The sequence below is a fragment of the Marinactinospora thermotolerans DSM 45154 genome (assembly GCF_900167435.1).
Lineage (GTDB): Bacteria > Actinomycetota > Actinomycetes > Streptosporangiales > Streptosporangiaceae > Marinactinospora > Marinactinospora thermotolerans.
The window spans coordinates 22547-48698 of sequence record NZ_FUWS01000016.1 but is presented as its reverse complement, the minus strand read 5'-3'; the positions used below and the strand labels follow the sequence as shown (position 1 = coordinate 48698).

19 protein-coding genes and 1 riboswitch are annotated in these 26152 nt (G+C 73.8%); of the genes, 7 read left to right on the top strand and 12 right to left on the bottom strand.

The genetic code is table 11. The features are described 5' to 3' along the window. Nucleotides 1-35 precede the first annotated feature (35 nt). The 4 genes from cbiE to cobI form a co-directional block, all read right to left on the bottom strand. Nucleotides 36-1292 (bottom strand): precorrin-6y C5,15-methyltransferase (decarboxylating) subunit CbiE, encoded by a 1257-nt coding sequence (gene cbiE, locus B5D66_RS22745; protein ID WP_078763854.1) that lies wholly within the window; start codon nt 1290-1292, stop codon nt 36-38. Nucleotides 1293-1545: 253 nt separating this feature from the next. Beyond that, nucleotides 1546-2700 (bottom strand): cobalt-precorrin-5B (C(1))-methyltransferase, encoded by a 1155-nt coding sequence (locus tag B5D66_RS22740; RefSeq protein ID WP_078763853.1) that lies wholly within the window; start codon nt 2698-2700, stop codon nt 1546-1548. After that, nucleotides 2697-3527 (bottom strand): precorrin-4 C(11)-methyltransferase, encoded by an 831-nt coding sequence (cobM, locus tag B5D66_RS22735; protein ID WP_078763852.1) that lies wholly within the window; start codon nt 3525-3527, stop codon nt 2697-2699. The genes B5D66_RS22740 and cobM overlap by 4 nt, the downstream gene beginning before the upstream one ends. After that, nucleotides 3524-4264, bottom strand: a complete 741-nt coding sequence (cobI, locus tag B5D66_RS22730) for a precorrin-2 C(20)-methyltransferase (protein ID WP_078763851.1) — start codon at nt 4262-4264, stop codon at nt 3524-3526. Before cobI ends, cobM begins: the two co-directional genes overlap by 4 nt. Before the next feature lie 167 nt (nt 4265-4431). Between cobI and B5D66_RS22725 the strand changes: the two genes are divergently transcribed. Together B5D66_RS22725 and B5D66_RS22720 are read left to right on the top strand one after the other, a co-directional pair. After that, the gene (locus tag B5D66_RS22725; RefSeq protein ID WP_078763850.1) at nt 4432-5808 is read left to right on the top strand and encodes a cobyrinic acid a,c-diamide synthase CobB; all 1377 of its coding nucleotides are present in this window, start codon (nt 4432-4434) and stop codon (nt 5806-5808) included. After that, nucleotides 5805-6380 carry a GNAT family N-acetyltransferase gene (locus B5D66_RS22720; protein WP_235001173.1) on the top strand — a complete coding sequence of 192 codons (576 nt, stop codon included), beginning with the start codon at nt 5805-5807 and terminating at the stop codon, nt 6378-6380. The genes B5D66_RS22725 and B5D66_RS22720 overlap by 4 nt, the downstream gene beginning before the upstream one ends. 36 nt (nt 6381-6416) lie before the next feature. On the opposite strand, the gene cobO is transcribed toward B5D66_RS22720, so the two are convergent. The 3 genes from cobO to B5D66_RS22705 form a co-directional block, all read right to left on the bottom strand. Further along, nucleotides 6417-7019 carry a cob(I)yrinic acid a,c-diamide adenosyltransferase gene (gene cobO / locus B5D66_RS22715; RefSeq protein ID WP_078763849.1) on the bottom strand — a complete coding sequence of 201 codons (603 nt, stop codon included), beginning with the start codon at nt 7017-7019 and terminating at the stop codon, nt 6417-6419. Between the two features lie 28 nt (nt 7020-7047). Beyond that, nucleotides 7048-9093, bottom strand: coding sequence for a putative cobaltochelatase (locus B5D66_RS22710; protein ID WP_078763848.1), 2046 nt, complete (start codon nt 9091-9093; stop codon nt 7048-7050). 112 nt (nt 9094-9205) lie between these two features. Next, nucleotides 9206-9334, bottom strand: a riboswitch (cobalamin riboswitch). Nucleotides 9335-9414: 80 nt separating this feature from the next. Then, nucleotides 9415-10218, bottom strand: coding sequence for a GNAT family N-acetyltransferase (locus B5D66_RS22705; protein WP_144390277.1), 804 nt, complete (start codon nt 10216-10218; stop codon nt 9415-9417). A 161-nt stretch (nt 10219-10379) separates the two neighbouring features. On the opposite strand from B5D66_RS22705, the gene B5D66_RS25290 reads away from it, so the two are divergent. From B5D66_RS25290 to B5D66_RS22690, 3 genes are all read left to right on the top strand, one after another. Continuing rightward, nucleotides 10380-10598 carry a hypothetical protein gene (locus tag B5D66_RS25290; protein WP_144390276.1) on the top strand — a complete coding sequence of 73 codons (219 nt, stop codon included), beginning with the start codon at nt 10380-10382 and terminating at the stop codon, nt 10596-10598. 88 nt (nt 10599-10686) lie between these two features. Then, nucleotides 10687-11379 carry a TenA family protein gene (locus B5D66_RS22695; RefSeq protein ID WP_078763845.1) on the top strand — a complete coding sequence of 231 codons (693 nt, stop codon included), beginning with the start codon at nt 10687-10689 and terminating at the stop codon, nt 11377-11379. A 107-nt stretch (nt 11380-11486) separates the two neighbouring features. Further along, a complete protein-coding gene (locus B5D66_RS22690) occupies nt 11487-12929 on the top strand; it encodes an APC family permease (protein WP_078763844.1) in 1443 nt (480 codons plus the stop codon). Between the two features lie 16 nt (nt 12930-12945). Here B5D66_RS22690 and B5D66_RS22685 read toward each other — a convergent pair whose 3' ends face one another. Continuing rightward, nucleotides 12946-13212: a DUF6504 family protein gene (locus B5D66_RS22685; protein ID WP_078763843.1), complete on the bottom strand. Its 267-nt coding sequence runs from the start codon at nt 13210-13212 to the stop codon at nt 12946-12948. 326 nt (nt 13213-13538) lie between these two features. Here B5D66_RS22685 and B5D66_RS22680 point away from each other — a divergent pair, with 326 nt between their 5' ends. Further along, the gene (locus B5D66_RS22680) at nt 13539-15674 is read left to right on the top strand and encodes a serine/threonine-protein kinase (RefSeq protein WP_078763842.1); all 2136 of its coding nucleotides are present in this window, start codon (nt 13539-13541) and stop codon (nt 15672-15674) included. A 23-nt stretch (nt 15675-15697) separates the two neighbouring features. Further along, on the top strand, nt 15698-16663 hold the full coding sequence (locus tag B5D66_RS22675) for a quinone oxidoreductase family protein (protein ID WP_078763841.1): 966 nt from the start codon (nt 15698-15700) through the stop codon (nt 16661-16663). A 40-nt stretch (nt 16664-16703) separates the two neighbouring features. On the opposite strand, the gene B5D66_RS22670 is transcribed toward B5D66_RS22675, so the two are convergent. From B5D66_RS22670 to cobN, 4 genes are all read right to left on the bottom strand, one after another. After that, a complete protein-coding gene (locus B5D66_RS22670) occupies nt 16704-17789 on the bottom strand; it encodes an SPFH domain-containing protein (RefSeq protein WP_078763840.1) in 1086 nt (361 codons plus the stop codon). A gap of 47 nt (nt 17790-17836) precedes the next feature. Beyond that, complete coding sequence (locus tag B5D66_RS22665) at nt 17837-18277, bottom strand: NfeD family protein (protein WP_078763839.1); 441 nt, start codon at nt 18275-18277, stop codon at nt 17837-17839. A gap of 133 nt (nt 18278-18410) precedes the next feature. Next, nucleotides 18411-21347: a penicillin acylase family protein gene (locus B5D66_RS22660; RefSeq protein WP_078763838.1), complete on the bottom strand. Its 2937-nt coding sequence runs from the start codon at nt 21345-21347 to the stop codon at nt 18411-18413. Between the two features lie 1023 nt (nt 21348-22370). Then, the gene (gene cobN, locus B5D66_RS22655) at nt 22371-26102 is read right to left on the bottom strand and encodes a cobaltochelatase subunit CobN (protein WP_078763837.1); all 3732 of its coding nucleotides are present in this window, start codon (nt 26100-26102) and stop codon (nt 22371-22373) included. Between the last annotated feature and the right edge of the window lie 50 nt (nt 26103-26152).

The following is a 26152-nucleotide window of genomic DNA, read 5'->3' as shown; positions in this document are numbered from 1 at the left end:
GCGATCCCCGTTGCGGGGACGGCGAAGCGCGCGGATCAGGCCCCGGCGAGCCCGCGCGACACGGCCCCGCCCTGCTCTCCCGTCGTCTCGGCGCCCGTCGCCCACAGCACGGTCACCGGGTTGGCCGCGGCGAACCGCAGCGAGCCCCCCGGCAGCGGCGCGAGCCGTGACGCCTGCACCTGGGCGCCCGACACCACGTAGCCGGCTTCGGCCAGCAGGTCGTGGGCCGGACGGACGCGGTCCACCGCGGCGAGCGCCACCACCACCCGCGCCGGCCGCCGCCGCACCACCCCGGCGAGCACCGCGGGACCGCCGCCGCCGACGAACACGGCGTCGGGGGACATGGCCGCCTCGGTGGAGGCCGGAGCCGTACCGGCGACCACCTCCACCCGCACCCCGTGCGCGGCGGCGTTGCGCCGGATCCGCTCCCGGTCGGCGCGGTCACGTTCGAAGGCGATCGCGTGGGCCCCGAACCTGGCGCACTCCACCGCGACCGAGCCGCTGCCGGCCCCCACGTCCCACACCACGGTCCCCGGACGCGGCCCGAGACGGGCGAGCACGAGGGCGCGCACCTCCGGTTTGGTGATCATCGACGCCCGGTGCTCGAAGGCGTCCTCGCCCAGCGCCCAACCGTCGGGAGCGCCCGGGTGGCCGGACGTCCAGGCCATCGTGGCGGCGACCGTGTTCTCGGGGTCCACCGCCACCACGACGTTGGGGTGGGCCCAGGTCCGGCGGGACGCCTCCTCCTCCCCCACCAGGGTGACCTGTTCGTCGGCCGTGCCGAGGCGCTGGGCGACGTGGACCCTGCGGCCGGCGGCCAGCAGGGCGGGCAGGAACGCCTCGGGTCCGGCCCCGCCGGGCGCGGTGAGGATGGCGGCCTTGGGGTGGGCCAGGGCCGCGGCGAGCGCCCGCCGGGGGCCGCGCCCCTGTTCGGCGCGGCCGTGCGCGGAGACGACGACCGCGTCGTCCCAGGGCAGCCCCAGCCGGGCGAAGGCCAAAGCGACGGAGGAGACGCCGGGAAGGACCCTCGGCTCGGCCCCCCGCGCGCGCAGCGCCCGCACGATCCCGAAGAAACCGGGGTCTCCGGAGGCGAGCACGGCGACCGGCCCGGGGTCGGACATGATCTGCTCCAGCGCGGCGTCGAGGGCGCGGATCGCGATCCGGCGCGTCCCGGCCGGCACCTCGACCGCGTCCAGGTGCCGTTGGGCTCCGGCCACGCACGCCGCTCCGGCGAGGCTGGCCACGGCTTCGGCTCCCAGCGGCCCGCCGTCGACGCCGATGACGGTGATCATCCGCCCGTCCCCCCAGCGCGGGGAAGCGGTCCTGCGCCCGGCCGGTCCCCTGCCGGCGACGGGCGGACGCCGGGCGTCGCCACGATGGTGGGGGGTCCGTCTGCGCGCCCCCACCGGGCTCCGTTGTCGATCACGGGCACCAAGGATCCCAGAAGCGGCGCCCGTGGCGGCGTGCGGGGGGCGGGGCAGGCGGTCGCGCGGCCGTCCCGGCCCGCCGGGTCTCCCTTCGGCGCGGGGCGCCCGGTGGCCCTCCTCATTCCGACGCGGGCGAAGAGGCGGCCACCACCCGGCGCCCCGTGAAGTCGACCATCGCGACCTCGGTCTCCAACGCCCCATCGGTGAAGCGGGCGAGTACGCGGGCGACCCTGCGGCACAGCTCGGTCCCCGCGCTGCCCAGCAGCCCGGCGGCCTCCCACAGCTCGTAGGCGTGCCGGCCGGTGTTGGCCGCGGCGACCTCGCGCGCCAGCTCCTCCCCTCCTCCGACGGCCCGGGTGATCTCGCCCAGAAGCCCGGTGGAGACCTTCGAACGGGTGTAGTGGGTCATCAGCACGCCCGCGGCGAGCTTGGTGAGCTTGCCCGCCATCCCGACGAAGACGACCCGGCGCACCCCGTGCTCCACCGCGCGGCGCAGCGCGGCACCGGTGAAGTCGCCCACCTCGACGAAGCACACCTCGGGAAGCTCCGGATGGCGCAGCATCGCGCCCTTCTCGGTCCGCCCGCCGGTGCACAGCACCAGCGTCGTCTCCCCCTGGGCCGCCATCACCGCCACCGCCTGTTCGACGCTGGCCCGCCACGACGCGGTGGAGAAGGGCCGCACGATCCCCGTGGTGCCGAGGATCGAGATGCCGCCGAGGATGCCCAACCGGGCGTTGGTGGTCTTGCGCGCCATCCGTTCGCCCTCGGGCACGCTGATGACGACCCGCACCCCCTGGTGTTCGACGTCGATCACCTCGCGCACCGCCCGGGTGATCATCTCGCGCGGCACCGGGTTGATCGCCGGGGAGCCCGGCTCCAGCCCCAGGCCCGGCCGGGTCACCACGCCCACGCCCACACCGCCGTCCAGCTCCAGCCCCGCCTCCGCGCGCCGGGTCACGGTCGCGGTGACGTGCGCCCCGTGCGTCACGTCGGGATCGTCGCCGGCGTCCTTGACCACCACCGCCTCGGCCCGGTCGGGCGAGAGCAGTTCGCAGCGCTGCGGGGCGAAGGTGACCCGCCGGCCCGAGGGGAGCGCCACCTCCACGACCTCCACCGGCCGCCCCGTGGCAAGGGCGTGGGCCGCCGCCTTGGCCGCGGCCGAGGCGCAGGTTCCCGTCGTCCACCCGGTGCGCAGCGCCTTGGGGCGCACCTTCATCGTGCGGGGGAGATCGGGTTCGCGCAGCTCCGGTCCCGGTTCGAAGGCCCCGCTCATGCCCGCCCGGCCTCGCGCAGCGCCCGCCGGGCGGCGCGGTCGGCGCGCCGATGCTCGTGGAAGTGGCCCGGGTGGTACAGGTGCGACCGGGTGCCGCCCGCGGCCAGGGCCGGGCCGACCAGCACCAGGGTGTGCTTCCACAACCGGTGTTCCTTGACGGTGGCCTCCAGATCGGCGAGGATGCAGCGCACCACCAGCTCCTCGGGCCAGGTCGCGCGGTAGGCGACGATGCACGGGGTCTCGGGCGGGTAGCCGCCCTCCAGCAGCTCGGCCTGCAACCTCCCGGAGCGGGCGGCCGACAGGAACAGGGCCATCGTGGTGCCGTGCCGGGCGAACTCGCGGACCTCCTCCCCCGCCGGCATCGGTGTCTTCCCCCCTCCCAGGCGGGTGAGGATCACCGACTGGGCGACCTCGGGGACGGTGAGCTCCCGCCCGGCGATCGCCGCGACCGCGCTGAAACTGGACACCCCCGGCACCACCTCGGTGGCCACCCCCAGCTCGGCGCAGCGTTCGAGCTGCTCCTGCATCGCCCCCCACAGGGAGGGGTCGCCGGAGTGGATGCGCACCACGTGCAGGCCCTCGCGCAGCGCGCGCTCGTAGTAGGGCAGCACCCCCTCCATCGGCAGTTTCGCCGAGTCGACGATCTCCGCGTCGGGGCGGGCGTGCTCCAGCACGTCGGGGTGGACCAGGCTGGCCGCCCAGATGACCACGTCGGCGGCCCCGATGGCGCGGGCCGCGCGGATCGTCAGCAGGTCGGCGGCCCCGGGGCCGGCCCCGATGAAGGTGACCTTGCCGGGGCGTGGTCGGGTGGCGCGTTCGTCGCTCACAGCTTTCCCCCTCGAATGTCGCGGCGGGCGGGCGCGACCAGCGTGGACAGGTAGGGCAGGGGCCGGCCGTCGAGCTCGGCCATGGGGGCGATCTCCTCGCCGGCCAGGCCCAACCGCGCGCCGTACACGGCCTCCCCCAGCCGGCCGGCGTCGCGCAGCGCGTCGGCGACCTCACCGGCGAAACGGCCGAACTTGTAGGCGACGACGGTGCCCTCGGAGGCCAGTGCCCCGCGCAGCCGCTCCACCCCGCCGGTGACCGGCAAGAGGGTGAGCGGCTCGGTCCCCTCGACGAGCACGCTGCCCGAGCGCGCGGCCAGGTCCTGCATGGCGGTGACGCCCGGCACCGTCTCGACCTCCACCCGCGGGACGAGGTCGCGCACGGTCTGGGCGAGGTAGGTGAAGGTGGAGTAGACGTTGGGGTCGCCGATGGTGGCGAAGGCGACGGTGGTCGCCCCCTCGGCGAAGTGGTGGGCGACGGTGCGGGCCGCCTCGTCCCAGGCGCGCACCCGCCGTTCGCTGCGTCCGCCGCGGTCGTTGAGGGCGAACACGACCCGGCGGATCCGCGCGGCGTCCACGTGGGCCCGCACGGTCGCCTCGGCGCGCCCCTGCTCGTCGTGGGACATGACCGGGACGAGCACGACGTCGGCCTCGCGCATCCGCCGTATCCCCTTGACCGTGACCAGCTCCGGGTCTCCCGGCCCCACCCCGACCCCGACGAGCCGTACGCCTGTGTTCATCCCCACCGTGCTCTCCGCATCACCGATCACGCCGCGGCCCAGGCTATCCGGGGGTCCCCGGCCGTTTCGGGGCGGGTGGGCCGGGGCCGGGCCGCGCGCGCCCGCCATCGGCCTTAACCTGGGACGCCGGTTCGGTGAAGGAGGGGGACGTGCGTCAGGTACCGCGGGTGGTGATCGCGGCGCCCGCCTCGGGCAGCGGGAAGACGACCGTGGCCACGGGCCTCATGGCGGCGTTGGCGGCGCGCGGGATGGTGGTCTCGGGGCACAAGGCCGGACCGGACTACATCGATCCCGGCTACCACGCGCTGGCCACGGGACGGCCACCGCGCAACCTCGATCCGGTGCTGTGCGGCGAGGAGCGGATCGTCCCGCTGTTCCGCCACGGCAGCGCCGGAGCCGACATCGCCGTGGTCGAGGGGGTCATGGGGCTCTTCGACGGCGCGGTGGAACCGGACGACTTCCCCGGCCCGGGCGACTACGCCTCCACGGCCCATGTCGCCGCCCTGCTCGGCGCGCCCGTCATCCTCGTCGTCGACGCCGCGCGCACCAGCAGGTCGGTCGCCGCGCTGGTGCACGGGTTTCGCACCTATGATCCGCGGGTCCGCGTCGGCGGTGTCATCCTCAACCGGGTCGGCTCGCAGCGGCACGAGGCCCTGGTGCGCCGGGCGTTGGCGGGCTGCGGCGTGCCCGTCCTCGGCGCGATCCGGCGCAGCGACGCCGTGGCCGCGCCCTCGCGCCACCTCGGCCTGGTCCCCGCCGCCGAGAGGGCCCCGCAGGCGCGCGAGGGGGTCGCCGCGCTCGCCGCGCTGGTCGCCTCCTCATGCGACCTGGCGGCGATCGTCGCGCTGGCCCAGACCGCGGCGCCGCTGAGCGCGCCGCCGTGGGATCCCGCGGCGGAGCTGGCCCGGGCCGGGCACGCCCTTCCGGCCCGGGCGCACGTGGCGGTGGCCGGTGGGGCCGCCTTCACCTTCTCCTACACCGAGAACACCGAGCTGCTGGAGGCGGGCGGCGCCGAGGTCGTCCCCTTCGACCCGTTACGGGACGAGGCGCTGCCCGAGGGCAGCGACGCGATCGTCGTGGGCGGCGGTTTCCCCGAGGTGCACGCCGCCACGCTGTCGGCGAACGCCCCGTTGCGGCGCCGCGTCGCCGCCCTGGCCCGCGCGGGCGCGCCGATCGTGGCCGAGTGCGCGGGACTGCTCTATCTCGCGCGCAGCCTGGACGGCGCGCCGATGTGCGGTGTCGTTCCCGCCGACGCCCACATGACCGAGCGGCTGACGCTGGGGTACCGCACCGCGGTCGCCGCGCGCGACTCGGTGGTCGCCGCCGGCGGGACACGGGTGCGCGGACACGAGTTCCACCGCACCGCGCTCTCCCCCTCCCACGGAGCGGTCCCGGCCTGGCGGTGGGAGAACGGCGGCGGCGACGGTTTCGCGAACGCCGCGCTGATCGCCTCCTACCTCCACCTGCACTGGGCCGGCGCGCCCGAGTGCGCGACCCGCTTCCTGCGCGCCGCCCGCCTGCGAACCGGAAGGCCCAGACCATGACCACCCCGCACCAGGTCATGCCGAGCGTGATCCTCCAGACCGAGCGGCTGACCCTGCGCGCGTTCACCGAGGGCGACGTCGACGGGGTCCTGCGGGGCATGACCGACCCGCTGACCCGAAGGTGGCTGCCCCTTCCGGCACCCGGCCGGGAGTACACCCGGGCCGACGCCGAGGAGTGGTGCCGGGTGCAGGCGCCACAGAGCAGGATCTGCGGGGACGGGCAGCAGTGGGCCGCCGTGGAGACGGCGACCGGCGCCTTCCTGGGGGCGTTCGGTCTGCTGCGCACGTTGTGGGCGGCGCGCACCACCGAGGTCGGCTACTGGCTGGGGCCGTGGGCGCGGGGACGGGGGTACGCGCCCGAGGCCGTCACGGCGGTCGCCCACTGGACGCTGCGCGACCAGCGCTTCGAACGGGTGGAGTTGAAGGCCGCGACCGGCAACCTCCCGTCACGCCGGGTGGCCGAGAAGGCCGGTTTCGTCTTCGAGGGCGTCGAACGCAACGCGATGGTGTTGCACGTGGGCCGCGCCGACCTCGCCGTCTACAGCCTCATCCCCTCCGACCTCGCGGCCTGACGGGGTGGCGCGCCCGGCGGGGCGGGCGCGCCGGCGTCACCACTCGATGCCGCGCTGGCCCTTCTGGCCCACGTCCATCGGGTGTTTGACCTTGGTCATCTCGGTGACCAGGTCGGCCGCCTCCAGCAGGCGGGGATCGGCGTCGCGGCCGGTGATGACCACGTGCTGGCTCCCGGGCCGGTCGCGCAGGGTCGCCACGACGTCGTCGACGTCGACCCACCCCCATTTCATGGGGTAGGTGAACTCGTCGAGCACGTAGAGCCGGTAGGTCTGGGCGGCGAGGTCACGTTTGATCTGCTCCCAGCCCTCGGCCGCGTCGGCGGCGTGGTCGGCCTCGGTCCCGGGGCGCTGGATCCACGACCATCCCTCGCCCATCTTGTTCCAGGCGACACGGCCACCGGCGCCGGACTCGCCCAGGACGCGCAACGCCTTCTCCTCGCCGATCCGCCACTTCGCGGACTTCACGAACTGGAACACCCCGATGTCCCAGCCCTGCGCCCATCCGCGGGTGGCCAGGCCGAAGGCGGCGGTGGACTTGCCCTTGCCCGGGCCGGTGTGGACGATCAGCAGCGGCCGGTTACGGCGCTGGCGGGTGGTGAGCCCGTCGTCGGGGACGTGGGTGGGTTTGCCTTGGGGCATGGCTGTGTCGTCTCCTCGTCGATGCTTCTCAGGCGGCGCGGCGGGCGTGCCGCACCAGTCCGCTCAGCGCGTCCGCGCCCAGTTCCGCCAGCCGGACCGCGCTGCCGCCCGTGACGGCGGCCAGCCGCGCCGCCCCGCCCAGACGCACCGGACCGTCCTCGCAGTCCACGACGACCGTCTCGACCCCCGTGGACCTGATCCGCGCCCCGGCGCGCAGCACCGCGTCGGTTCCGCCGTGGGTGGCCCTGCCGTCGGTGACGACCACCAGCAGGGGGCGACGGCGCGGATCGCGCAGCCGTTCCACCCGCAACAGCTCGGCGGAGCGCGTCAGGCCCGCGGCCAGGGGGGTCCGCCCGCCCGTGCGCAGTTCCCGCAACCGGCGCGCGCCGGCCTCGACCGATGAGGTGGGCGGGAGGGCCACCTCCGCCTCACGGCCGCGGAAGGTGACCAGTCCGACCTTGTCGCGCCGCTGGTAGGCGTCGAGCAGCAGGCTCAGCACGGCCCCCTTGACGGCGCGCATGCGCTGACGCGCGGCCATGGAGCCGCTGGCGTCGACGCAGAACAGGACGAGGTTGCCCTCCCGGCCCTCACGCACCGCCTCGCGCAGGTCGCTGCGGGCCAGGACGAGACCTCCGGTACTGCGCCCGCGGTCGCGTTGCCGCGGAGCCGCGGCGCGCAGGGTCGCCGGCAGGTGCAGTGCCCCGATCCGTCCGCGGGGCAGCCGCGCCCCCGAGGTGCGGCCAGAGGGCGTCTCGGCGCGGGAGCGGCGGCCGGGAGCGCCGCTTCCCAGCCCGGGAACGCTGAGCAACCGCGGCCGGTAGGTCTCGCCGGGATCGGCTGCGGTCTCGCCGGAGCCGCCGGGGCCGCCCTCCTGAGGGGTGTCCTCGGGGGTGGTCTGCGGCCGTTCGGGTCCGGAGGCCGCGGGCGGCGCGGCGTCGGGATCCCCTGGCTGCGGGGCGGGGCCGCCCCCGCCGCCCCCGCCGGGCCCGTCCGGCCCGTCCGGCCCGTCCGGCCCCTCGGGGCCGTCCCCCGGGTCGGAGGGGTCGTCGGCCCCGGCCTGTTCGAGCGCCTCGTCCAGACGGTCCTCGTCGAGGCCGGGGGCGTCTAAGGGGTCGCGCCGACGCCGGTGCGGCAGCGCCAGGCGGGCGGCGTCGCGGACGTCGTCGGAGGTGACCTCCGGGTGGTCCCTCCAGGCGGCCAGCGCCATCGCCGCGCGCGCGGTGACCAGGTCGGCGCGCAACCCGTCCACGTCGAAGGCCGCGCACACGGCCGTGATCTGCCGCAGCGCCGCGTCGGTGAGGACGACCCGGGGCAGACGCCGCCGAGCGGCCCGGATGTGCGCGGCCAGACGCGCCTCCTCATCGGCGTAGGCGGCGGCGAACCCCGCCGGGTCGGCGTCGAAGGCGAGCCGGCGGCGCACCACCTCGGCGCGCTCGGCCGGCTCCCGGGTGGCGGCCACCTCGACGGTGAGTCCGAACCGGTCGAGGAGCTGTGGCCGCAGCTCACCCTCCTCGGGGTTCATGGTCCCCACCAGCAGGAACCGCGCGGCGTGGCGGACCGACACCCCCTCACGTTCGACGTGGGAGGTCCCCATCGCGGCCGCGTCGAGCAGGAGGTCGACGAGGTGGTCGTGGAGCAGGTTCACCTCGTCGACGTAGAGCACGCCACGGTGGGCGGCGGCGAGCAGGCCGGGCTCGAACGCGGTGACCCCCTCGGTGAGCGCGCGTTCGATGTCGAGGGAGCCGGCCAGCCGGTCCTCGCTGGCCCCGACGGGGAGCTCCACCAGGCGGGTCGGACGGGTCTGGGCCTGGTGGGCCGCGGCACCGGGGTGCGGCCCGTCAGGGCAGTCGGGGTCGGGGGCGGCGGGGTCGCAGGAGAAACGGCACCCCGCGACCACCTCGACATCGGGCAGCAGCGAGGCGAGCGCGCGTACCACCGTTGACTTGGCGGTGCCCTTCTCCCCGCGTACCAGCACACCGCCGACCGCTGGGGAGACCGCGTTGACGAGGAGCGCGAGCTTGAGGTCGGCCATGCCGACGATCGCGCTGAAGGGATAGCGAGCAGCAGTGCTCACACGGGTCCTTCCTTCCCGGGAGTCCACGCCCGGGGGTGCGCCGGGCGTGGACGGCGCGCGGACATCCCGCGCACACCCTCAACGCCCGTGAGGGGTGGGTCGTGGCGCCTGGCAGTGTCCTGGCTCCCAGATCCTCGCTCGCCCGCGCCTTCCCACCGGTGAGGTCCGGCAGTGGCGGAGTATGCGGGCCTGCTCCCTGGTCACAGTGGCGGGACCGCCCCGGATTCGCACCGGGTTCCTGCACGCCGATGGCTCACGGAGGAGCCACCGGCCGACGCCGCTCCCAGGATCGCACACGCCCTCACAGGCGTCCTCCGCGGATCAGTCGCCGCCGTCGAAGGCGTAGTAGCGCGTCACCGCGACCGGGCGAAACCCCATCCGGGCGTAGAGGTGCTTCGGCCGGTCGTCGTGGGCGGCGCGGATGAGGACCGGGCCGGCCCCCTGGGAGCGGGCGTCGGCGACCGCGTGGTGCAGCAGGCGGGTCGCCACTCCCCTGCCCCGGTGCTCCGGACGCACGAACAGGTCCTCGACCTTGGCCATCTCGCCCCGGCGCGGCCAGGAGGAGAAGAACCCGCACGGCCTGCCCTCTTCGACGGCCAGCCAGTAGCGCACCGCGGGCGTCTTGGCCCTGCGGGCGAGGACGGCCTGGGCGGTCTCCTCGGCCGGGCGCGGCGGGCGGCCCTCCCCTGCGTCCTCCTCTTCGTGGTCGAGCCGGAACAGTTCCGCCAGCCGTTCCCATCCCGCGTCGTCCTCCACGGGGAGGATGTCGACGCCCGCGCCCGCGGGTGTGGGTCCGACGAGCGGGCCGGTGACGACCAGCTCCAGCAGGGTCTCGACGAGTTCGCACCCCGCCAGCAGGAGCGCCGCCTCCGTCGCGGTGGGGGTGGTGGCTCCGACGTGGACCCGCATGGCCGGCGACGCCGTCCAGGCGCGGGCCTGGCCGAGCAGGTCGCGCAACCGGTGGGGATCGTCGCCGACCAGACCGCCCACGGTATTGCAGTACTCCACCGCGGGGGCCTTCAGGTTGCGCGTCCAGTGGGCGCCGTTGACCGTGCGCTCCTCTCCCCCGATCGCCCAGAAGGCGGCCACCGTCTCGTCCACGGCCTCGACCAGTCGTTGTGTCATGCCGGCCACGTTAACGACCCCGCGCCTTCCCGACGGTCGGGGCGCGGCGCGGCCGGGAACGACCGTTCGACGTTTCACCGGGAGTGGCGGTTGGAATATGGGGGTATCTTCCCTTTGGCCGTTTATCGACCCTTTCGACCCCCCGACCCGAGGCGGTGCCCGTGCTCTCCCCCGAACTCCAGGTGTGGTGGCGCAAGAAGGACCAGGACGACGAGAAGAAGAAGCGGCGCGGCTCAGGCGGCGCTCCACGCCGCTCCCGCGATTCCGATTCCTCCGCGCAGGACGGCGGCTCCGACGGCGCCTCCTCCTGGAGCTGGAGCTGGGGAGGCGACGGCGGCTCCGGTGGTGACGGTGGGGGTGGCGGAGGCGGAGGCGACTGAGCCGGCCGCCGAGGTTGCGCCATCGCCACGCGGGTAGCCCCGGGGAGGGGCCGGACACCGGCCCCTCCCAGCGCCCCGAGGAGGATCCGTGAACGCCGTCCCGTTCGACACCTGGAGCGCCCAGGCGCCCGACCCCCGGTTCAGCGCGTGGCTGCGGGAGTCGAGCGAACCGGACTGGTCGGCCGTGACCGGCCATCCGTTCGCCACCGCCATCCTCGACGGCACGGCCGCGCGGGAGCGGATGCGCCGCTACCTCCTCCAAGACCTCCTCTTCCTGGACCGTTGGACGGCCCTGCTCGGCGCGGCGGTCGCCTGCGCCGACACCTTCCCCGGCCGGCTCACCTTCGCCCGCTTCCTCGGCCAGACCGCGGCCGAGGAGGAGGCGTCCTACTTCGACCGGGCCCTGGACGCCCTGGGCGTCACCCCCGGCGAACGCGCCTCGGCGCGCCCCGAGCCGGCGACGGCGGATTTCCTCGCCCTCATGGACCAGGCCCGTTCCAGTCAGGACTACCCGTCGATCCTCGCCGTCCTGTGCGTCGTGGAGTGGAGCTACCTGGGATGGGCGAGCCGCGCCGGCGAACCGCCCGCCGACTTCGTGCTGCGCGAGTGGATCGACCTCCACGAGGGACCGGACTTCCGGGCGTGGGTGGGGTTCCTGCGCGGCGAACTCGACCGGATCGGCCCCGCCCTGCCCGATGAGGGGCGCGAACACGTCCGCGCCGTGTTCCGGAGGGCCGTGCGGCTGGAGGCGGACTTCTTCGACATGGCGGCCGAAGGCTGACCCACGCCCCGTCCCCGCGGACAGCGCCTCGCCGCCGTCGGCGCCCCCTTCCCTTTTCCCGTTCCGGGGGTGATGCTGTTCCCCGGCCCACGCGATCGGGAGGGCATGTGAGCGACCACGGCAACGACGGTTTCGCCCGGGTCCTGGGACGCGGTGACGTTCTCGCGCTCGCCTTCGGCGCGATGATCGGGTTCGGCTGGGTCGTGTTGACCGGCGAGTTCCTCACCGGGGCGGGCAGCCTGGGCGCGGCGCTGGCGTTCGTCATCGGCGGTACGGTCGTGGCCCTCGTCGGGCTCACCTACGCCGAACTCGTCTCGGCGATGCCGCGCGCCGGCGGCGAGCACAACTACGCGCTGCGCGGCCTGGGCGCCCACGGCGGTTTCGTCGCCTCGTGGGGCATCGTGCTGGGCTATGTGACGGTGGTGGCCTTCGAGGCGGTGGCGCTTCCCGAGACCGTCCTCTACCTCTTCCCCGACATGCGGGTCGGCCACATGTGGACGGTCGCCGGCTACGACGTGTACGCCTCGTGGGCGGCGGTGGGGGTGGTGGCGGCGCTCGTCATCACCGCCGTCAACTACGTGGGCATCCGCCCCGCGGGGGTGTTCCAGGCGGTCGCGGTGCTGTTCCTGCTCGCCGTGGGCGTGGCCCTGGCGACGGGGACCCTGGTGGGCGGTTCGGCGGCGAACATGCGGCCGCTGTTCGACGGGGGTGTCTCCGGCCTGGTCGCGGTCCTCGTGGCGACGCCGTTCCTGTTCGTCGGTTTCGACGTGATCCCCCAGTCGGCGGAGGAGATCCGGGTCCCCTACCGTCAGGTGGGGCGGCTGCTCCTGGTCTCGGTGGGGTGCGCGACGGCGTGGTACGTCCTGGTCATGCTGGCGGTCGGCGCGGCGCTGCCGCGCGAGGAGCTGGCGGGGGCGCGTCTGGCGTCGGCGGAGGGGATGGCCGCGCTGTGGGACAGCCCGGCCATGGGCACCGTCCTCGTCCTCGGCGGCATCGCCGGCATCCTGACCAGTTGGAACGCCTTCCTCATCGGCGCGAGCCGGCTGTTGTACGCGATGGCGTCGTCGGGGATGCTGCCACGCTGGTTCGCCCGGTTGCACCCTCGCTACCGGACCCCGTCGAACGCGCTGTTGTTCATCGGCGGGCTGTCGGTGCTCGCCCCGCTGTTCGGCGACCGGATGCTGTCGTGGCTGGTCAACGCGGGTGGTGTCAACATCGTGGTGGCCTACGTGGTGGTGGCGCTGTCGTTCCTGGTGCTGCGCCGGCGCGAGCCGGGGATGCCCAGGCCGTTTCGCGCGCCGGCCGGGAACCTGGTGGGCGCCCTGGCGCTGGTGCTGAGCCTGGGGCTGGCGACGCTGTATCTGCCGGGCATGCCGGCCGCGCTGACCTGGCCCTACGAGTGGGGGATCGTGGGGGCCTGGTGGCTCCTGGGCGGAGTGTTCCTGTGGCGGCTGCCACGCGTGGGCGCCGGACCGCAGGCGGAGGAACGGCTGCTCGCCGAACTGGCGCGCCGGACCGCCCGCCGCCGGGACGGGGCCGGCGCGGGCTGAGCGGGGCGCGTCCCGCTCACCCGCCCGGCCGGATCAGCCGCCATTCGCGGTTGGCGGGGTCGTGGCGCAGTTCGTAGACGCCGGTGGCGTGGTCGGGACCGGCGCTGACCCTCCAGACGTGGAGCCGCAGGGCGCCCTCCCCGCCGTCGGACACCGCCGCCGCCTGGGTCACCCAGTGGTCCAGGATCCGATGGACGACGTGGATCCGCCCCTGCCACTGGAAACGCACCGGGCGTTCCTCACGCTCCCACACCGTGACCAGCGCCCCGTAGCCGCGGCCCATGCAGCCCCCTCCACCATCCGGCAGGCACGCCCAGGCGTGCGCGGAACCGTCCGCGAGGAGGAACGGACTCCTCGTTCGAACAAGTGTTCTAATGATAGCGAAGGGGGGGTCCGCCGGGGAACGTCTCCCACCCCCCGTGACCGGATCGACACCGTCGCCTCCACGGACATCCCCGAGCGCTCGCGGCGCCACAGCCGATCGTGGTTCACTTCTGAACGGGTCCCACGCCCGCCCTCCCGAGCCGGGTCCGCTCCCGGCCTCCCCTGACGGGGATCTCTGTACGCTATGAGGCGCGAATCACGCGATCCACAAAGGAACTCAGCACTGTGACGTCAAACGGGCACGAGCGCGCCAGGCCCCTCCGCACCGGCGATCCCACCGAGCTCGGGGAGTACCGCATCCTCGGCCGGCTGGGCCGTGGCGGCATGGGCACCGTCTACCTCGCCCGCGACAGCGCGGAGCGCCTCGTCGCGGTGAAGCTCATCCATCCCGACCTGAGCGACGACGAGGACTTCCGCCGACGCTTCGCCCGGGAGGTCGAATCCGCCCGCAGGGTCGCCCGCTTCTCGACCGCCGCCGTGCTGGACGCCCGCCTCGACGGTGACCCGCTGTTCATCGTGTCCGAGTACGTCGCCGGCCCCAACCTCGCCCAGGCGATCGCCGCCGAGGGCCCCATGCAGGGCGGCACCCTCGACAGCCTCGCGATGGGGGTGGCCGCCGCGCTCTCGGCGATCCACCGGGCCGGCGTCATCCACCGCGACCTCAAGCCGGCCAACGTGCTGCTGTCGTCGGTCGGACCGAAGGTGATCGACTTCGGGATCGCGCGGGCCATGGACGACGACGGCGCGGTGACCCGCTCCAGCCAGCTCATGGGCACCCCGGCCTACCTGGCCCCCGAACTCATCGAGGGGCGGGAGATCTCGCCGGCCTCCGACATCTTCTCCTGGGGGTGCCTGGTCGTGTTCGCCGGCACGGGCAGAGCCCCGTTCGAGGCGCCGACCGTCCCGGCCGTCCTCCAACAGATCGTCTCCATGGCCCCCAACCTCGAAGGACTCGATCCCACCCTTCGTGACCTGGTGTCCCACGCCCTGGACAAGGACCCGTCCCGCCGGCCGACCGCCCAGCAGCTGCTCAACCGCCTGGTCGGCCAGGAGGATCCGAGCGAGTCCGTTATCGACCAGACCGTGGTGCGCTCCTGGACGCCGCCCTCCACCGCGCGACCGGCGCCAGAGGAAACCGAGGGCCCGACCACCACCCCATCGGACGGACGCGAGGGCGCCACCGTCACCGAGGACCTGTCCCGGCAGGCCACCGCCGCGCTGCCGCCCGACCCGGCTCCCCCGACCACGCCCACCCCGCCGGGCGGGCGTCCTTCGCACCCGCGCGACCCGGCGTGGGCGGGTCCGCCCTCCGGCCCACAGGGCCCTTCCCCGTCGCCCTCCCACGTCCTCCCCACCGGTCCCCAGGGCGTGCCCTCCGGCCCCCAGGGCGTGCCCTCCGGCCCGCAGCAGGGCTTCCACGGCCCCTACCGGATCGGAGCGGCGGGACACGGAACGGGCCATCCGGGCTTCGACGTCCCCGGCTCCCCTCCTCCGGCTCCCCCCGGCTTCGGCGGCTTCGGACCGCCCGGTCCCGGCGCGCCCGGCACCCACCTCCCTCCGGGAGGACAGGACGGATCCGCCAAGCGGCGTCGCGGCCTCAAGGCGGCCGGGGCCGCGACGGCGGGGGTCGTGGTGCTCGCCGCGGCGGTCATCGGCGGCGTGGCCCTCTTCGGCGGCCCGTCCATCCCCGAGGGAACGCCGCTGTACAGCGACGACTTCTACAGCCCCGAGACCGGCTGGAACAACGGGCAGCAGTACGTCCCCGGGGACGACTACTACGACGACGGCTACTACGAGGGGCAGTACGCGCTGCGGGCCAGCGTCGACGACCAGCCCACCCGCGGCGAGTTCGCCCCCTATGAGGGGGCCGTGCCCGACCGGATCCTGGTCGGCGCGAAGACCGTGGTCGACTCCGGCCCCGGCTACGGGCAGATGGGATTGCACTGCTTCCACCAGGACGAGGAGGACCGGACCAGGTACGAGGCGCTCGTCCGCCTCGACGGCGCCGGCGCCCAGATCCGCCGCGTCGCCGGAGACGAGGGCGGCGCGAGCGCGCTCGCCACCACCGACGAGGTTCCCGGGTTCGACACCGCCGAGGGTGCCGGCAACCGGCTCACGCTCGCCTGCGAGCTCGACCGTTCCGCCAACACCATGACCCTGAACCTGTGGGTCAACGACGAACACGTCCTGGAGGCGGTCGACACCGCCCCGCTCCCCCACGGGGAGGAGCGCGACGTGGGCATCACCGTCCAGCGCAGCAGTGGCGGCGGTGACGACGCCCTCGTCATGTTCGACGACTTCTTCCTGCACCGCATCGGTTCCGACGAGCCCACCGACGGCTCCAGCGCGGCCGAGGACTGATCCGACCGACCCCAGGAGGCCCCATGCGCGCCATCGTCGTCACCGAACACGGAGGACCCGAGGTCCTGCGTCCGGCCGAGACCGCCGACCCCCGGCCCGGTCCCGGGGAGGTGATCGTCGACGTCGAAGCCCGCGGCGTGAACTTCATCGACGTCTACCAACGCTCCGGCGCCTACGCCACACCCCTGCCCTTCACCCCGGGCGTCGAGGCCGTCGGCACGGTCGGCGAGCTGGGCCCCGACGTCACCGGCGTCACGGTCGGCCAACGGGTCGGCTGGGTCATGCTCCCCGGGGGTTACGCCGAACGCGCCGCCGTCCCCGCCGACCGGACCGTCCCGATCCCCGACGGCGTCACCTCCGAGCAGGCGGCCGCCGTGCTGCTCCAGGGGCTCACCGCGCACTACCTGACCCACACGACCTACCCGGTACAGCCGGGCGACACCGTCCTGGTGCACGCCGCGGCCGGGGGAACCGGCCTCCTGCTCACCCAGTTGGCGAAGCTGCGCGGCGCGCGCGTCATCGGCACGGTCTCCACCGGCGCCAAGGAGGAGGCGGCACGGGCGGCCGGCGCCGACGAGATCGTCCGCTACACCGAGACCGACGTGGCCGACGCGGTGCGAAGGCTGACCGATGGGGCCGGGGTCCAGGCCGTCTACGACGGCGTGGGAGCCACCACCTTCGACGCGAGCCTGGCCTGTCTGCGCCCGCGAGGCGTGCTCGCGCTGTTCGGTCAGTCCAGTGGCGCGGTCCCCCCGGTGGACCCCCAGCGGCTGAACTCCGCCGGGTCGGTCTACCTGACCCGGCCGAGCCTGGCCCACTACACCGCCGACCGGGAGGAACTGCTGGAACGCGCCTCCGACGTGCTCGGGCTGGTGGGGACGGGAAGCCTGAAGGTCCACGTGGGAGGCCGCTACGACCTGGCCGACGCCGCCCGGGCGCACGAGGACCTGACCGGGCGGCGGACGACGGGCAAGCTCCTGCTGGGCTAGGCCGGGCGCCTTCCCCGTCGGACCGGGCGGCGCCCCGCGGTCAGTCCTGTCTGCGCTGGCCGGGCAGCGTGGCGGGGCTCGCCGCCGCGTCGGCCTCGGCCCGGGCGTCGGCCACCGCCTCGGCCGCGCGTTCGGCCGCCTCGTCGGCGGCCCGCACCGCCTCGTCGCCCATCTTCCCCGCCGTGAGCTGTGGTGTCGTCCCCTCCTCGGTGGCCCCCTCCTTCCCCGCGGGGGCGGGCCGCTCCGCGGCACCGTCGTCCTCGCCGGCGAAGGCCCGGGTGACGCTGCGGATGGCCTGCGTCAACTCGCCGGGGATGACCCAGAACGTGTTGCCCTCGCCCTTGGCGAGCGTCGGCAGCGTCTCCAGGTACTTGTAGGCGAGGAGCTTGGAGTCGGCGTCGTTGCGGTGGACCGCCTGGAAGACACGCTCGATCGCCTTGGCCTCGCCGTCGGCACGCAGGATCGCCGCCTGCTGCTCTCCCTGAGCCTCCAGGATCGCCTGTTGGCGAGCGCCCTCGGCCTTGAGGATGCGCGACTGCCGCTCGCCCTCGGCGTGCAGGATGGCGGCGCGCTTGTCGCGCTCGGCCCGCATCTGCTTCTCCATCGCCTCCTTGATGGTGGGAGGCGGGTCGATCGCCTTGATCTCCACCCGGTTGACCCGGATGCCCCACTTGCCGGTGGCGTCGTCGAGCACCCCGCGCAGCCGGGAGTTGATCTCCTCGCGCGAGGTGAGCGTGCGCTCCAGGTCCATGCCGCCGATGACGTTGCGCAGCGTGGTGACCGTGAGCTGATCGATGGCCTGGAGGTAGTTGGCGACCTCGTAGGCCGCGGCACGCGGTTCGGTGATCTGGTAGTACAGGACGGTGTCGATGTTGACGACCAGGTTGTCCTCGGTGATCACCGGCTGGGGACGCGAGGAGAACACCTGCTCGCGCAGGTCGAACTTGGTGTTGACCCGGTCCACACCCGGGATGATGAAGTTCAGTCCCGGTTGCAGGGTGCGCATGTAACGGCCGAAGCGCTCGATGTTGTAGGCGCGGGCCTGGGGCACGATCCGTACCGTGGAGACGACCGCGACGATGATGATCGCCGCGAGGACCAGGAAGACGATTTGTATCCCGAACATCTGTTTCCTGCCTTAGCGGATACCGGGGATGGGGCTCAGGGGTGTGGTCACGGAAGCTGGTCGTGGGGATAGACGATGGCCGTCGCGCCCTCGATCTCCATCACGTCGACCCGGCTTCCGGCCGGGATGCTCTGGGTCTCGTCCAGGGCCCGGGCCGACCACTCCTCACCGGACAGCCTGATACGCCCCTGCTCCGCGGTGACCTCCTCGACGACCACCGCCGTCCTGCCCACGAGGGCGGCGGTCCCCGAACGCAACGGCGGTGGCTGGCTGAGATGACGGCGCGCGATCGGTCGGACGACGAGCAACCCCGCCGCGGCGGCGACGGCGAAGGCGAGCACCTGCACGATCACCCCGGCCCCAAGGGCTCCGACCACCCCGGCGACCAACGCGGCGGCGGCGATCAGGCCCAGGGACAGGGTCAGCGTGAAGATCTCGGCCACGCCCAACACCAGGGCCACGAGCAACCAACCAACCCACAACGCCATGACGACCGGCCTCCCTGTGGCGGGTATCACTAAAGCTACCCCGCGGGACGCCGGGGGGCACCCGCCCGTAGGCGACGATCCGGTGTAGATCGCCGCCCACGCGGCACCGGGCCGCCCCGGCGTACGGCCGCTGCTACCCCCTCCGATCGGCGAACTGGTGGACGATCTGGTAGGTGGGCCGGTTCTGCCAGGCGACGCGGTACATGACCACCCCGCCGAGCGGAGAGTGGATGATCGCGTCGGCGCAAACCTGGTCACCCGCCTCGCAGTCGGCGTCCCCCGGGTAGACCTCGCCGGCCGGCAGCGCCGCCGCCTCGGCCAGCGAGGCGAGCAGCACCTCCCGGCAGTCCGCGAGGTCGCCGCCCCCGCAGTAGACCTCCCCGAGCGGGGCGGCGACGTCCTCGCCGAGGACCAGGCGCAGGTCCTTGTCGACGTAGGACCACCAGCCGTACTGGAAACTCGACCCCTTGTGGGTCTGGCCCTGGTTGACCCCGCCGGAGCCTCCGCCGCCGGTGAATCCCGAGGGCGATTCGTCGATCTGGACGGCCCTGGTCAGCCCCTCGTAGAGGTCGGGGCCCAGCCCCGGCTCGAACTGGGCGCGCACGAGCAGGGGCCACCAGGCGTCCATGATCCTGATCGCCTCCGCGTGCTCGTACTCGCCGTCCCCCTTGGCCGCCTCCCTTCGCGGGGCGCCGGCCTGCATCCACTCCCGCAGCGCCGCGACCTGCCCCGCCAGATCCGGGTCGTCGACGGGCGCGCTGTCCAGCACCCGCAGCAGCTCTGGAAGGACCTGCTCGCCGCGCAGGTCCGTGCTTGCCGCCTCCTCCATGGCCTGCACGACCTGGGCCGGGGTGACGTCCCCCGCGTCGACGAGGTCGCGCAGCCGCCCGTCGATGAGGTCGGCCCGGTGCACCGAGCCGGTGCCGTAGCCCGACGTGTAACCGGCGGCGGGCTTGTTGTTCCAGTTGGCGTAGTAGTCGGCGTTGACGGAGTGGGGGTGTTCGGCCAGCGGCGTGTACTCGGCCTCGTTGGTGGCCGGGTCCCAGCCGGCCCACCCCGCCGGGGACGCCGCGTCGATCGGCATGTTCGGGTTGGTGCCCGGGGTGCGCACCGGGTTGGCGCCGGAGTTGACGTAGGCGATGTCGTCGGCGTCGTTGTAGTGCCAGTTGAAGGCGTAGCCGATGTCCATGGCCGCCTCCTGGAAGTCGGCGGCCGAACGGATCTCCGCCGGATCGTTGAAGCGCTGGAAGCCGATGATGGAGTCCACCTCGCGCAGGTAGGTGGAACGGCGGACCATGAAGGCGACGGGCGTGCCCTCGACCGTGCCGAACGACTCCACCAGACCATGGGGCGAGCGCAGCGAGGTCAGCGTGTAGGAGCCGGCGGGCGTCTGATCGGCGACCGTGGGCTCCCACTCGTTGGTGACGGACAGCTCCTCGAAGGGGACGCACCCGGACCCGTCCCGGTAGTGGCGCGACTCCACGCTCGGGTCGCTCCCGTCGGGTTCGCACAGCTCGACCGCGAAGGTGTCGGTGATGTCCTGCCCGGCCGACGTCGGGCTCCAGGCGTAGTCGGCGCCGCGGCCGATCTGGACGTAGAAGCTGACGCCGGGGAAGGAGGCGCCGCGCGCGCTGATCCCGGGTCCCTGGAGCTCTTGGACCAGGAGCAGCTGCGGCGAGTAGTAGCCGGTCTGTGGTCCCGAGACCGAGATCGGGTGGCCGTCCGCGGTGTGCTCGCCGGCCACGAGGAGCGCGTTGGACATGCCCGGCTCCCCTTCGAACAGGTCGGCGGGGAGCACACCGTCGTTGAAGACGCCTTCGGCGGCGTCGAGGTCCCCCTCCCGCGCCATCCGTTCCAGTTCCGCCTGCTGCTCCTCGGGAAGCCGGTCGACGGTCGTGGTCTCCTCGCCGGGCGCCGTCTCCCCGGTCGAGGCCGCGACGGGATCGGCGTCGGCGCCGGTGCGCGCCGACCCGGTGGCGTCGTGCACGATGTCGTAGGGAACGACCGATCCGGGGTCGGGGATGGCCTCGCCGACCGGTTCCCGCGGCGTCTGGGCGTAGGGGAACTCTCCCGACACGGTGACCACCGCTTCGGGGTCGTTCTCCATCCGCCAGGCGTCGTAGAGCTCGACGCCTCGCTGTGGCCCGTAGCGGTCCTGGAAGGAGGCGCGCAGCAGCGCCGAGTGCACCTCGCCGCCGCCCCCACCGCCGAACAGCAGGCCGACCATGGCCGCGATGCCCACGACGTCGGTCGGGGTGAAGTGTTCGATCTCGCCGGCCTGGGTGATGGCGTCCTTGTGGCCGGTCAGGACGTATTCGCCGGGATAGTCGCGTCTGCGCTCCGCGCGGTCGATGTAGGCGTTGATGCCGGCGATGTAGGCGTCAACGTCGGCGAGCGCCTGGCGGCCCCGTTCGCCGCTCGCCGCCACCCGGTCGATCTGGGCCTGTTTGTCGGCCTCGGTGTAGGGCGCGCCGCGCCACAGGCTCTGTTCCAGTTCCCGGTTGCCTTCGGCGCCGCCGGCGAACCCGGTCAGTTCGCCGCGGCCGAGGTGGCGCAGCAGGTCCATGAGGAACAGCCGGTCCTCGGCCGCGACGTATCCGGCGCCGTACATGGTGCCTTCGCGAGTGGTCCCGTAGACGTGCGGAATGCCGTGCTGTTCGTCGCGGACGACGGTGACGTCGTCACGGGGGCTGTACTCGCGTCCCACCTGGTCGGGGGCGACACCGAAGGAGGCGTCGAGGAAGTAGTCGCCGAGGGCGGCGTCGGTCAGCTCCGGGTGGTCGTGGAGGAGGTCGTCGTAGGGTTCGAGCTGGGTGTCGGAGTGAGCGGGCCGGGTTCCGAAGAGCCGGTTGCCGAGGATCTCGACGAGGGTCGCGTTGCCGTTCTGTCCAGGGGCCAGGATGTCGTGGCAGCCGTCGCCGCAGTAGTCCTCGACCGCGGCCATCATCGCGGCCGCGTCGGGACCCTCCGGTTGCGCGGAGGCCGTGGGGGCGGCCACCGTTCCCGTGGCCAGACACACGACCGCCACACCTGACGCGACGACCGTGCGCCCGTGAGCGCGTCGGACCATGTTCCACCTCGTTCACGCGGGGGTGCGGGCAGGTTACGCAGCGGAACGATTTCGCGAAAGAGTTTCACGTTTTCTCGTCCGGCCGCGCCACCGTCACCGGCGGCCACCGATCCGCCGGAGCGGACCGGCCACCCGCGCCACCAGCGGTGACGGCGCCCGAGGACGTCGCGACGCACATCTCCGCCGCTCCCGCAAGAGGCGGGACCGTTTCCGGCCACGAAGGCCCCTACCACAAGGCGGTGCCGCCCCCGGGGACCGGAAATCAGGAAAAAATAACTGCATAAGCATGGAAATGGGCGTTCTTTCCGCCCCAGGCCACGAGAGGAGGCAGGCCGCCGACGGCCCCGGTCCACCCGCCGACCTCGCGCGGGCACGGCCCTCGCCCGGGGACCGCCGTGGGTCCACTCGGTAGCTCCGCGGCCCTGACCGTCGTGCGCGGACCCGCCGACCGTGTCGTCGCCGGCGCCCCGTGGTGACCGCGCGTGGACCGCCCGCGCTGCCGCCACATGGTGGGCGGCCACCACCGGACACCGCCCGCTCCCCCGCCCGACGCGCCGTGGCCCCAGGCCGACGATCTGGAACACGACCACCCGAGGGTGGCGCGCCCGCTCCACGCGGTCGAGGAGCACACAACCCTGCGGGGACGGTTCCCGCACGGCCCGTTCCCGGCCCACCGCGGTCCTACGCGACCTCTCCGACCTCCTGCCGCCCCACCCCGACACCGAAAGCGGACGCCCTGCCGCCGGTACAGCGCCGTGTGGTCCACCGGCTCCTGGCCGGCCGACCATGTCCCACCGAACGGCATCGCCCTGCCGGGACGGCCATCGCGGACGGAGCACCGCACGCGCCGGGGCCGATGTGGCCGGCCCTCGACAGGCCGGCCGTCCCCGAAGAGCGGGCGAGGCGGACCCCACGGCCGGCGGCTCCCGGGAGCGCGCCGACCCCGACGCGGCGGCCGGCCGCAAGGGGCGCGCCCTCCCGGCCGGCACGAGACGGCGCGCCCCTTCCGCGCGACGCCGGCGACTACGCGCCGTCCTCCAGGTCGCCCTCGATCCGCAGGTAGATCTCGCGAAGACGCTCCAGGGTCGCCTCGTCCGGCCGCTCCCACAACCTGCGCTCGGCCGCCTCCAGGAGACGTTCGGTCATGCCCCGCAGCGCCCACGGGTTCGAGCGTTCCAGGAACTCCCGGTTGACCGGGTCGAAGACGTAGGTCTTCGCCAGGCTCTCGTACATCCAGTCGTCGACGACCCCGGCCGTCGCGTCGTAGCCGAACAGGTAGTCCACCGTCGCGGCCAGTTCGAACGCCCCTTTGTACCCGTGCCGGCGCATCGCCTCGACCCAGCGGGGGTTGACCACCCGCGCGCGGAACACCCGCCGGGTCTCCTCCCCCAGGGTGCGCGTGCGGACCTGGTCGGGGAGCGCCGAATCCCCCACGTAGGCGGCCGGGTTCGTCCCCGTCAGCCTGCGGACCATCGCGACCATGCCGCCGTGGTACTGGAAGTAGTCGTCGGAGTCGACGATGTCGTGCTCGCGGGTGTCCTGGTTCTTCGCCGCCACCGAGATCCGCCGGAAGGAGGCCTCCATGTCCGCGCGCGCCTCCCGCCCGTCCAGCCCCCGCCCGTAGGCGTAACCGCCCCACACCGCGTACACCTCGGCCAGATCGGCGTCGTCACGCCAGTTACGGGCGTCGATCAACGGAAGGAGTCCCGCCCCGTAGGCGCCCGGCTTGGAGCCGAAGATCCGCGTCGTGGCGCGACGCCAGTCGCCGTGCTCGGCGTGGTCGGCGAGCGCGTGGGCGCGCGGCCGGTTGTCCTCCGGCGGCTCCTCCAGCTCGGCGACCGTTCTGATCGCGTCGTCGATCATCCCGATGACGTGGGGGAAGGCGTCACGGAAGAACCCGGAGATCCGCAGCGTGACGTCGATGCGCGGCCGGCCGAGCTCCTCAAGGGGCACCACCTCGAACCCGGTGACCCGGCGTGAGGCGTCGTCCCAGGTGGGCTCCACCCCCAGCAGCCACATCACCTCGGCGATGTCGTCCCCCTGGGTCCGCATCGCCGCGGTGCCCCACACGGTCAGACCGACCGAGTCGGGATAGGTGCCGGTGTCGTCGAGATGGCGCTGGATCAGTGAGTCGGCGAGCGCGCGACCGACCTCCCAGGAGTTGCGCGAGGGAATGGCCTTGGGGTCCACCGAGTAGAAGTTGCGGCCGGTGGGGAGCACGTTGACCAGACCGCGCGTGGGCGACCCCGAAGGCCCGGCGGGCACGTGTCCTCCGTCGAGGGCGTGCAGGACCGCGCCGATCTCGTCGCGTGTGGCGGCGAGCCGGGGCACGACCTCCTCGGCCGCGAACGCCAGCACCCGGCTCGCCTCGGGCAGGGGCCGCCCCAGCGTCTCGCCGACCACGGCGTCGGTCTTGCCGGCCGCCCACCCGATCTCCTCCATCCGCTCGACCATGCGCCGGGCCAACGTGTCGATGAGATCGATCGCGTCGGAGCCGGTGCGGGCCGGCCCCTCGACCAGGGAGGTCAGCGCCTCGGGGACGGTGACCGCCGCCCCCGGCTCGGCGAGCAGCGCCTTCTCCGCCAACCCGAACTCGGCGGCGAGCACCGCGCGCAGCCCCGGCAGGGCCCCCATCTGGTTGGCCCACACCTGCGAGGCCCGCAACACCGCCATGACGAGGTTGACCCGCGCCTCCCCCTGGGGCGCCTCACCGAGGACGTGCAATCCGTCGCGGATCTGCACGTCCTTGATCTCGCACAGGTAACCGTCGACGTGCATGACGAAGTCGTCGAACTCGTCCTCGGCCGGCATCTCCTCGGTGTGCAGGTCATGGTGGAGTTCGGCGGCCTTGATCAGCGTCCAGATCTGCGCCCGCAACGTGGGCGCCTTGTCCGGGTCCAGGTCACCGACCAGGGCGTACTCGTCGAGCAGCTGCTCCAGTCGGGCGATGTCGCCGTAGGTGTCGGCACGCGCCATGGGCGGGACGAGGTGGTCGACGACCGTGGCGTGGCCGCGCCGCTTGGCCTGGGTGCCCTCTCCCGGGTCGTTGACGATGAACGGGTAGACCAGCGGAAGATCGCCGAGAACGGCGTCGGGCGCGTCCTCCGCGGCCAGCCCCAGCCCCTTGCCCGGCAGCCACTCCAAGGTTCCGTGCTTGCCGAGATGGACCACCGCGTCGGCGCCGAACCCGCCGGCGTCGCGCGGGGTCTCGAGCCACCGGTAGGCGGCCAGGTAGTGGTGCGACGGCGGAAGGTCGGGATCGTGGTAGATCGCGATCGGGTTCTCCCCGAACCCGCGCGGCGGCTGGATCATCAGTACGACGTTGCCGAAACGCAGCGAGGCCAGCACGATCTCGGGCCGTCCGGAGGAGTCGTCGACGTAGAGCTCGCCCGGGGGCTCCCCCCAGTGCTGGCGGATACGCTCACGCAGCTCGACGGGCAGCGCGTCGAACCAGCGGCGGTAGTCCTCCAGGGGGACCCGGGCCGTCGCGCCGGCGAGCTGTTCCTCGGTCAACCACTCCACGTCGTGACCGCCCGCGGCGATCAGCGCGTGGATGAGGGGGTCCCCGTCGTCCTCGCGGCGCCCCTCCTCGGGTGCGGGGCGACGCCACAGCGCATCGTCCGTGCCGAGGTCGTACCCCTGGGCGGCGAGCTCGCGCAGCAACCGCACCGCCGAGGCCGGGGTGTCCAGTCCGACCGCGTTGCCCACGCGGGAGTGCTTGGTCGGATAGGACGACAGGACCACCGCCAGGCGCCGCTCCCCGTGGGGGACCGACCGCAGCCGGGCGTGGCGCACCGCGATCCCCGCCACCCGCGCGCACCGCTCGGGGTCGGCGACGTAGACCGGGATTCCGCTGGCGGGATCGGCCTCCTTGAACGAGAACGGAACCGTGATCAGCCGGCCGTCGAACTCGGGGATGGCCACCTGCATGCCGGCGTCCATGGGGGTGAGCGCGGCGTCGGACCCCTGCCAGGAGTCACGGCTGGAGGTGAGGACCAGCCCTTGGAGGACGGGCACGTCCAGCTCCGCGAGCGCGCCCGCGTCCCAGGCGTCCTCGTCCCCGCCCCCGGAGGCGTCGGCGGCCACCGCCCCGCCCGCGGCGAGCACGGTCGTCACGATCGCGTCCGCGCGGGCGAGCAGGTCGAAGAGCCCGGGGGTGGTCGTCCGGGACAGTCCCCGCAACGACCCCGAGAACACCGGAAGCGCGTTGGCCCCCGCGGCCTCGACCGCGTCGCACAGGACGTCGACGAAGGCGGTGTTGCCCGACAGCTCGTGCGCGCGGTAGAAGACGACGGCCACGGTGGGCCGGTCGTCGCGTTGCTCCCGGTCGCCGTGGACACCGAACTCGGGCATGCGCTGCGGCGGTTCGAAGCCCTCGCCGGTGAGCAGGACGGTGTCGGAGAGGAAACGGGCGAGCTCACGGAGGTTGCCGACCCCGCCCTCCCGCAGATAGCCGTGGGCGTCGGTGGCCACGCCGACCGGGACGGTGGAGAGCCGGATCATCTCGGCGTCGGGAGCGGCCTCGCCGCCAAGGGCGACGACCGGGACACCCGAGGAACGGAGGACCTCCAGGCCCTCCGCCCACGCCTCGCGGCCCCCCAGCAGGCGCACCACGGCGATGTCGGCTCCCTCCAGCAGCGCGGGCAGCTCCGCGGGGGCGGTCCGAGCGGGGTTGGCGGTCCGGTATCCGCAGTCGGCGGCGCGGGCGGCGAGCAGTTCGGTGTCGGCGGTGGAGAGCAGCAGGATGGTTGCCACGCGGGTCCTTCTTCCTGTCGGGGTCCTCGCCCCTTGACGGAAACTCGTGC

Bases quoted from the DNA above. Each gene is read 5' to 3' on its own strand.
- cbiE (WP_078763854.1), bottom strand. From the start codon at position 1,292: ATGATCACCGTCATCGGCGTCGACGGCGGGCCGCTGGGAGCCGAAGCC.
- B5D66_RS22740 (WP_078763853.1), bottom strand. From the start codon at position 2,700: ATGAGCGGGGCCTTCGAACCGGGACCGGAGCTGCGCGAACCCGATCTC.
- cobI (WP_078763851.1), bottom strand. From the start codon at position 4,264: ATGAACACAGGCGTACGGCTCGTCGGGGTCGGGGTGGGGCCGGGAGAC.
- B5D66_RS22720 (WP_235001173.1), top strand. From the start codon at position 5,805: ATGACCACCCCGCACCAGGTCATGCCGAGCGTGATCCTCCAGACCGAG.
- cobO (WP_078763849.1), bottom strand. From the start codon at position 7,019: ATGCCCCAAGGCAAACCCACCCACGTCCCCGACGACGGGCTCACCACC.
- B5D66_RS22705 (WP_144390277.1), bottom strand. From the start codon at position 10,218: ATGACACAACGACTGGTCGAGGCCGTGGACGAGACGGTGGCCGCCTTC.
- B5D66_RS22685 (WP_078763843.1), bottom strand. From the start codon at position 13,212: ATGGGCCGCGGCTACGGGGCGCTGGTCACGGTGTGGGAGCGTGAGGAA.
- B5D66_RS22675 (WP_078763841.1), top strand. From the start codon at position 15,698: ATGCGCGCCATCGTCGTCACCGAACACGGAGGACCCGAGGTCCTGCGT.
- B5D66_RS22670 (WP_078763840.1), bottom strand. From the start codon at position 17,789: ATGTTCGGGATACAAATCGTCTTCCTGGTCCTCGCGGCGATCATCATC.
- B5D66_RS22665 (WP_078763839.1), bottom strand. From the start codon at position 18,277: ATGGCGTTGTGGGTTGGTTGGTTGCTCGTGGCCCTGGTGTTGGGCGTG.
- B5D66_RS22660 (WP_078763838.1), bottom strand. From the start codon at position 21,347: ATGGTCCGACGCGCTCACGGGCGCACGGTCGTCGCGTCAGGTGTGGCG.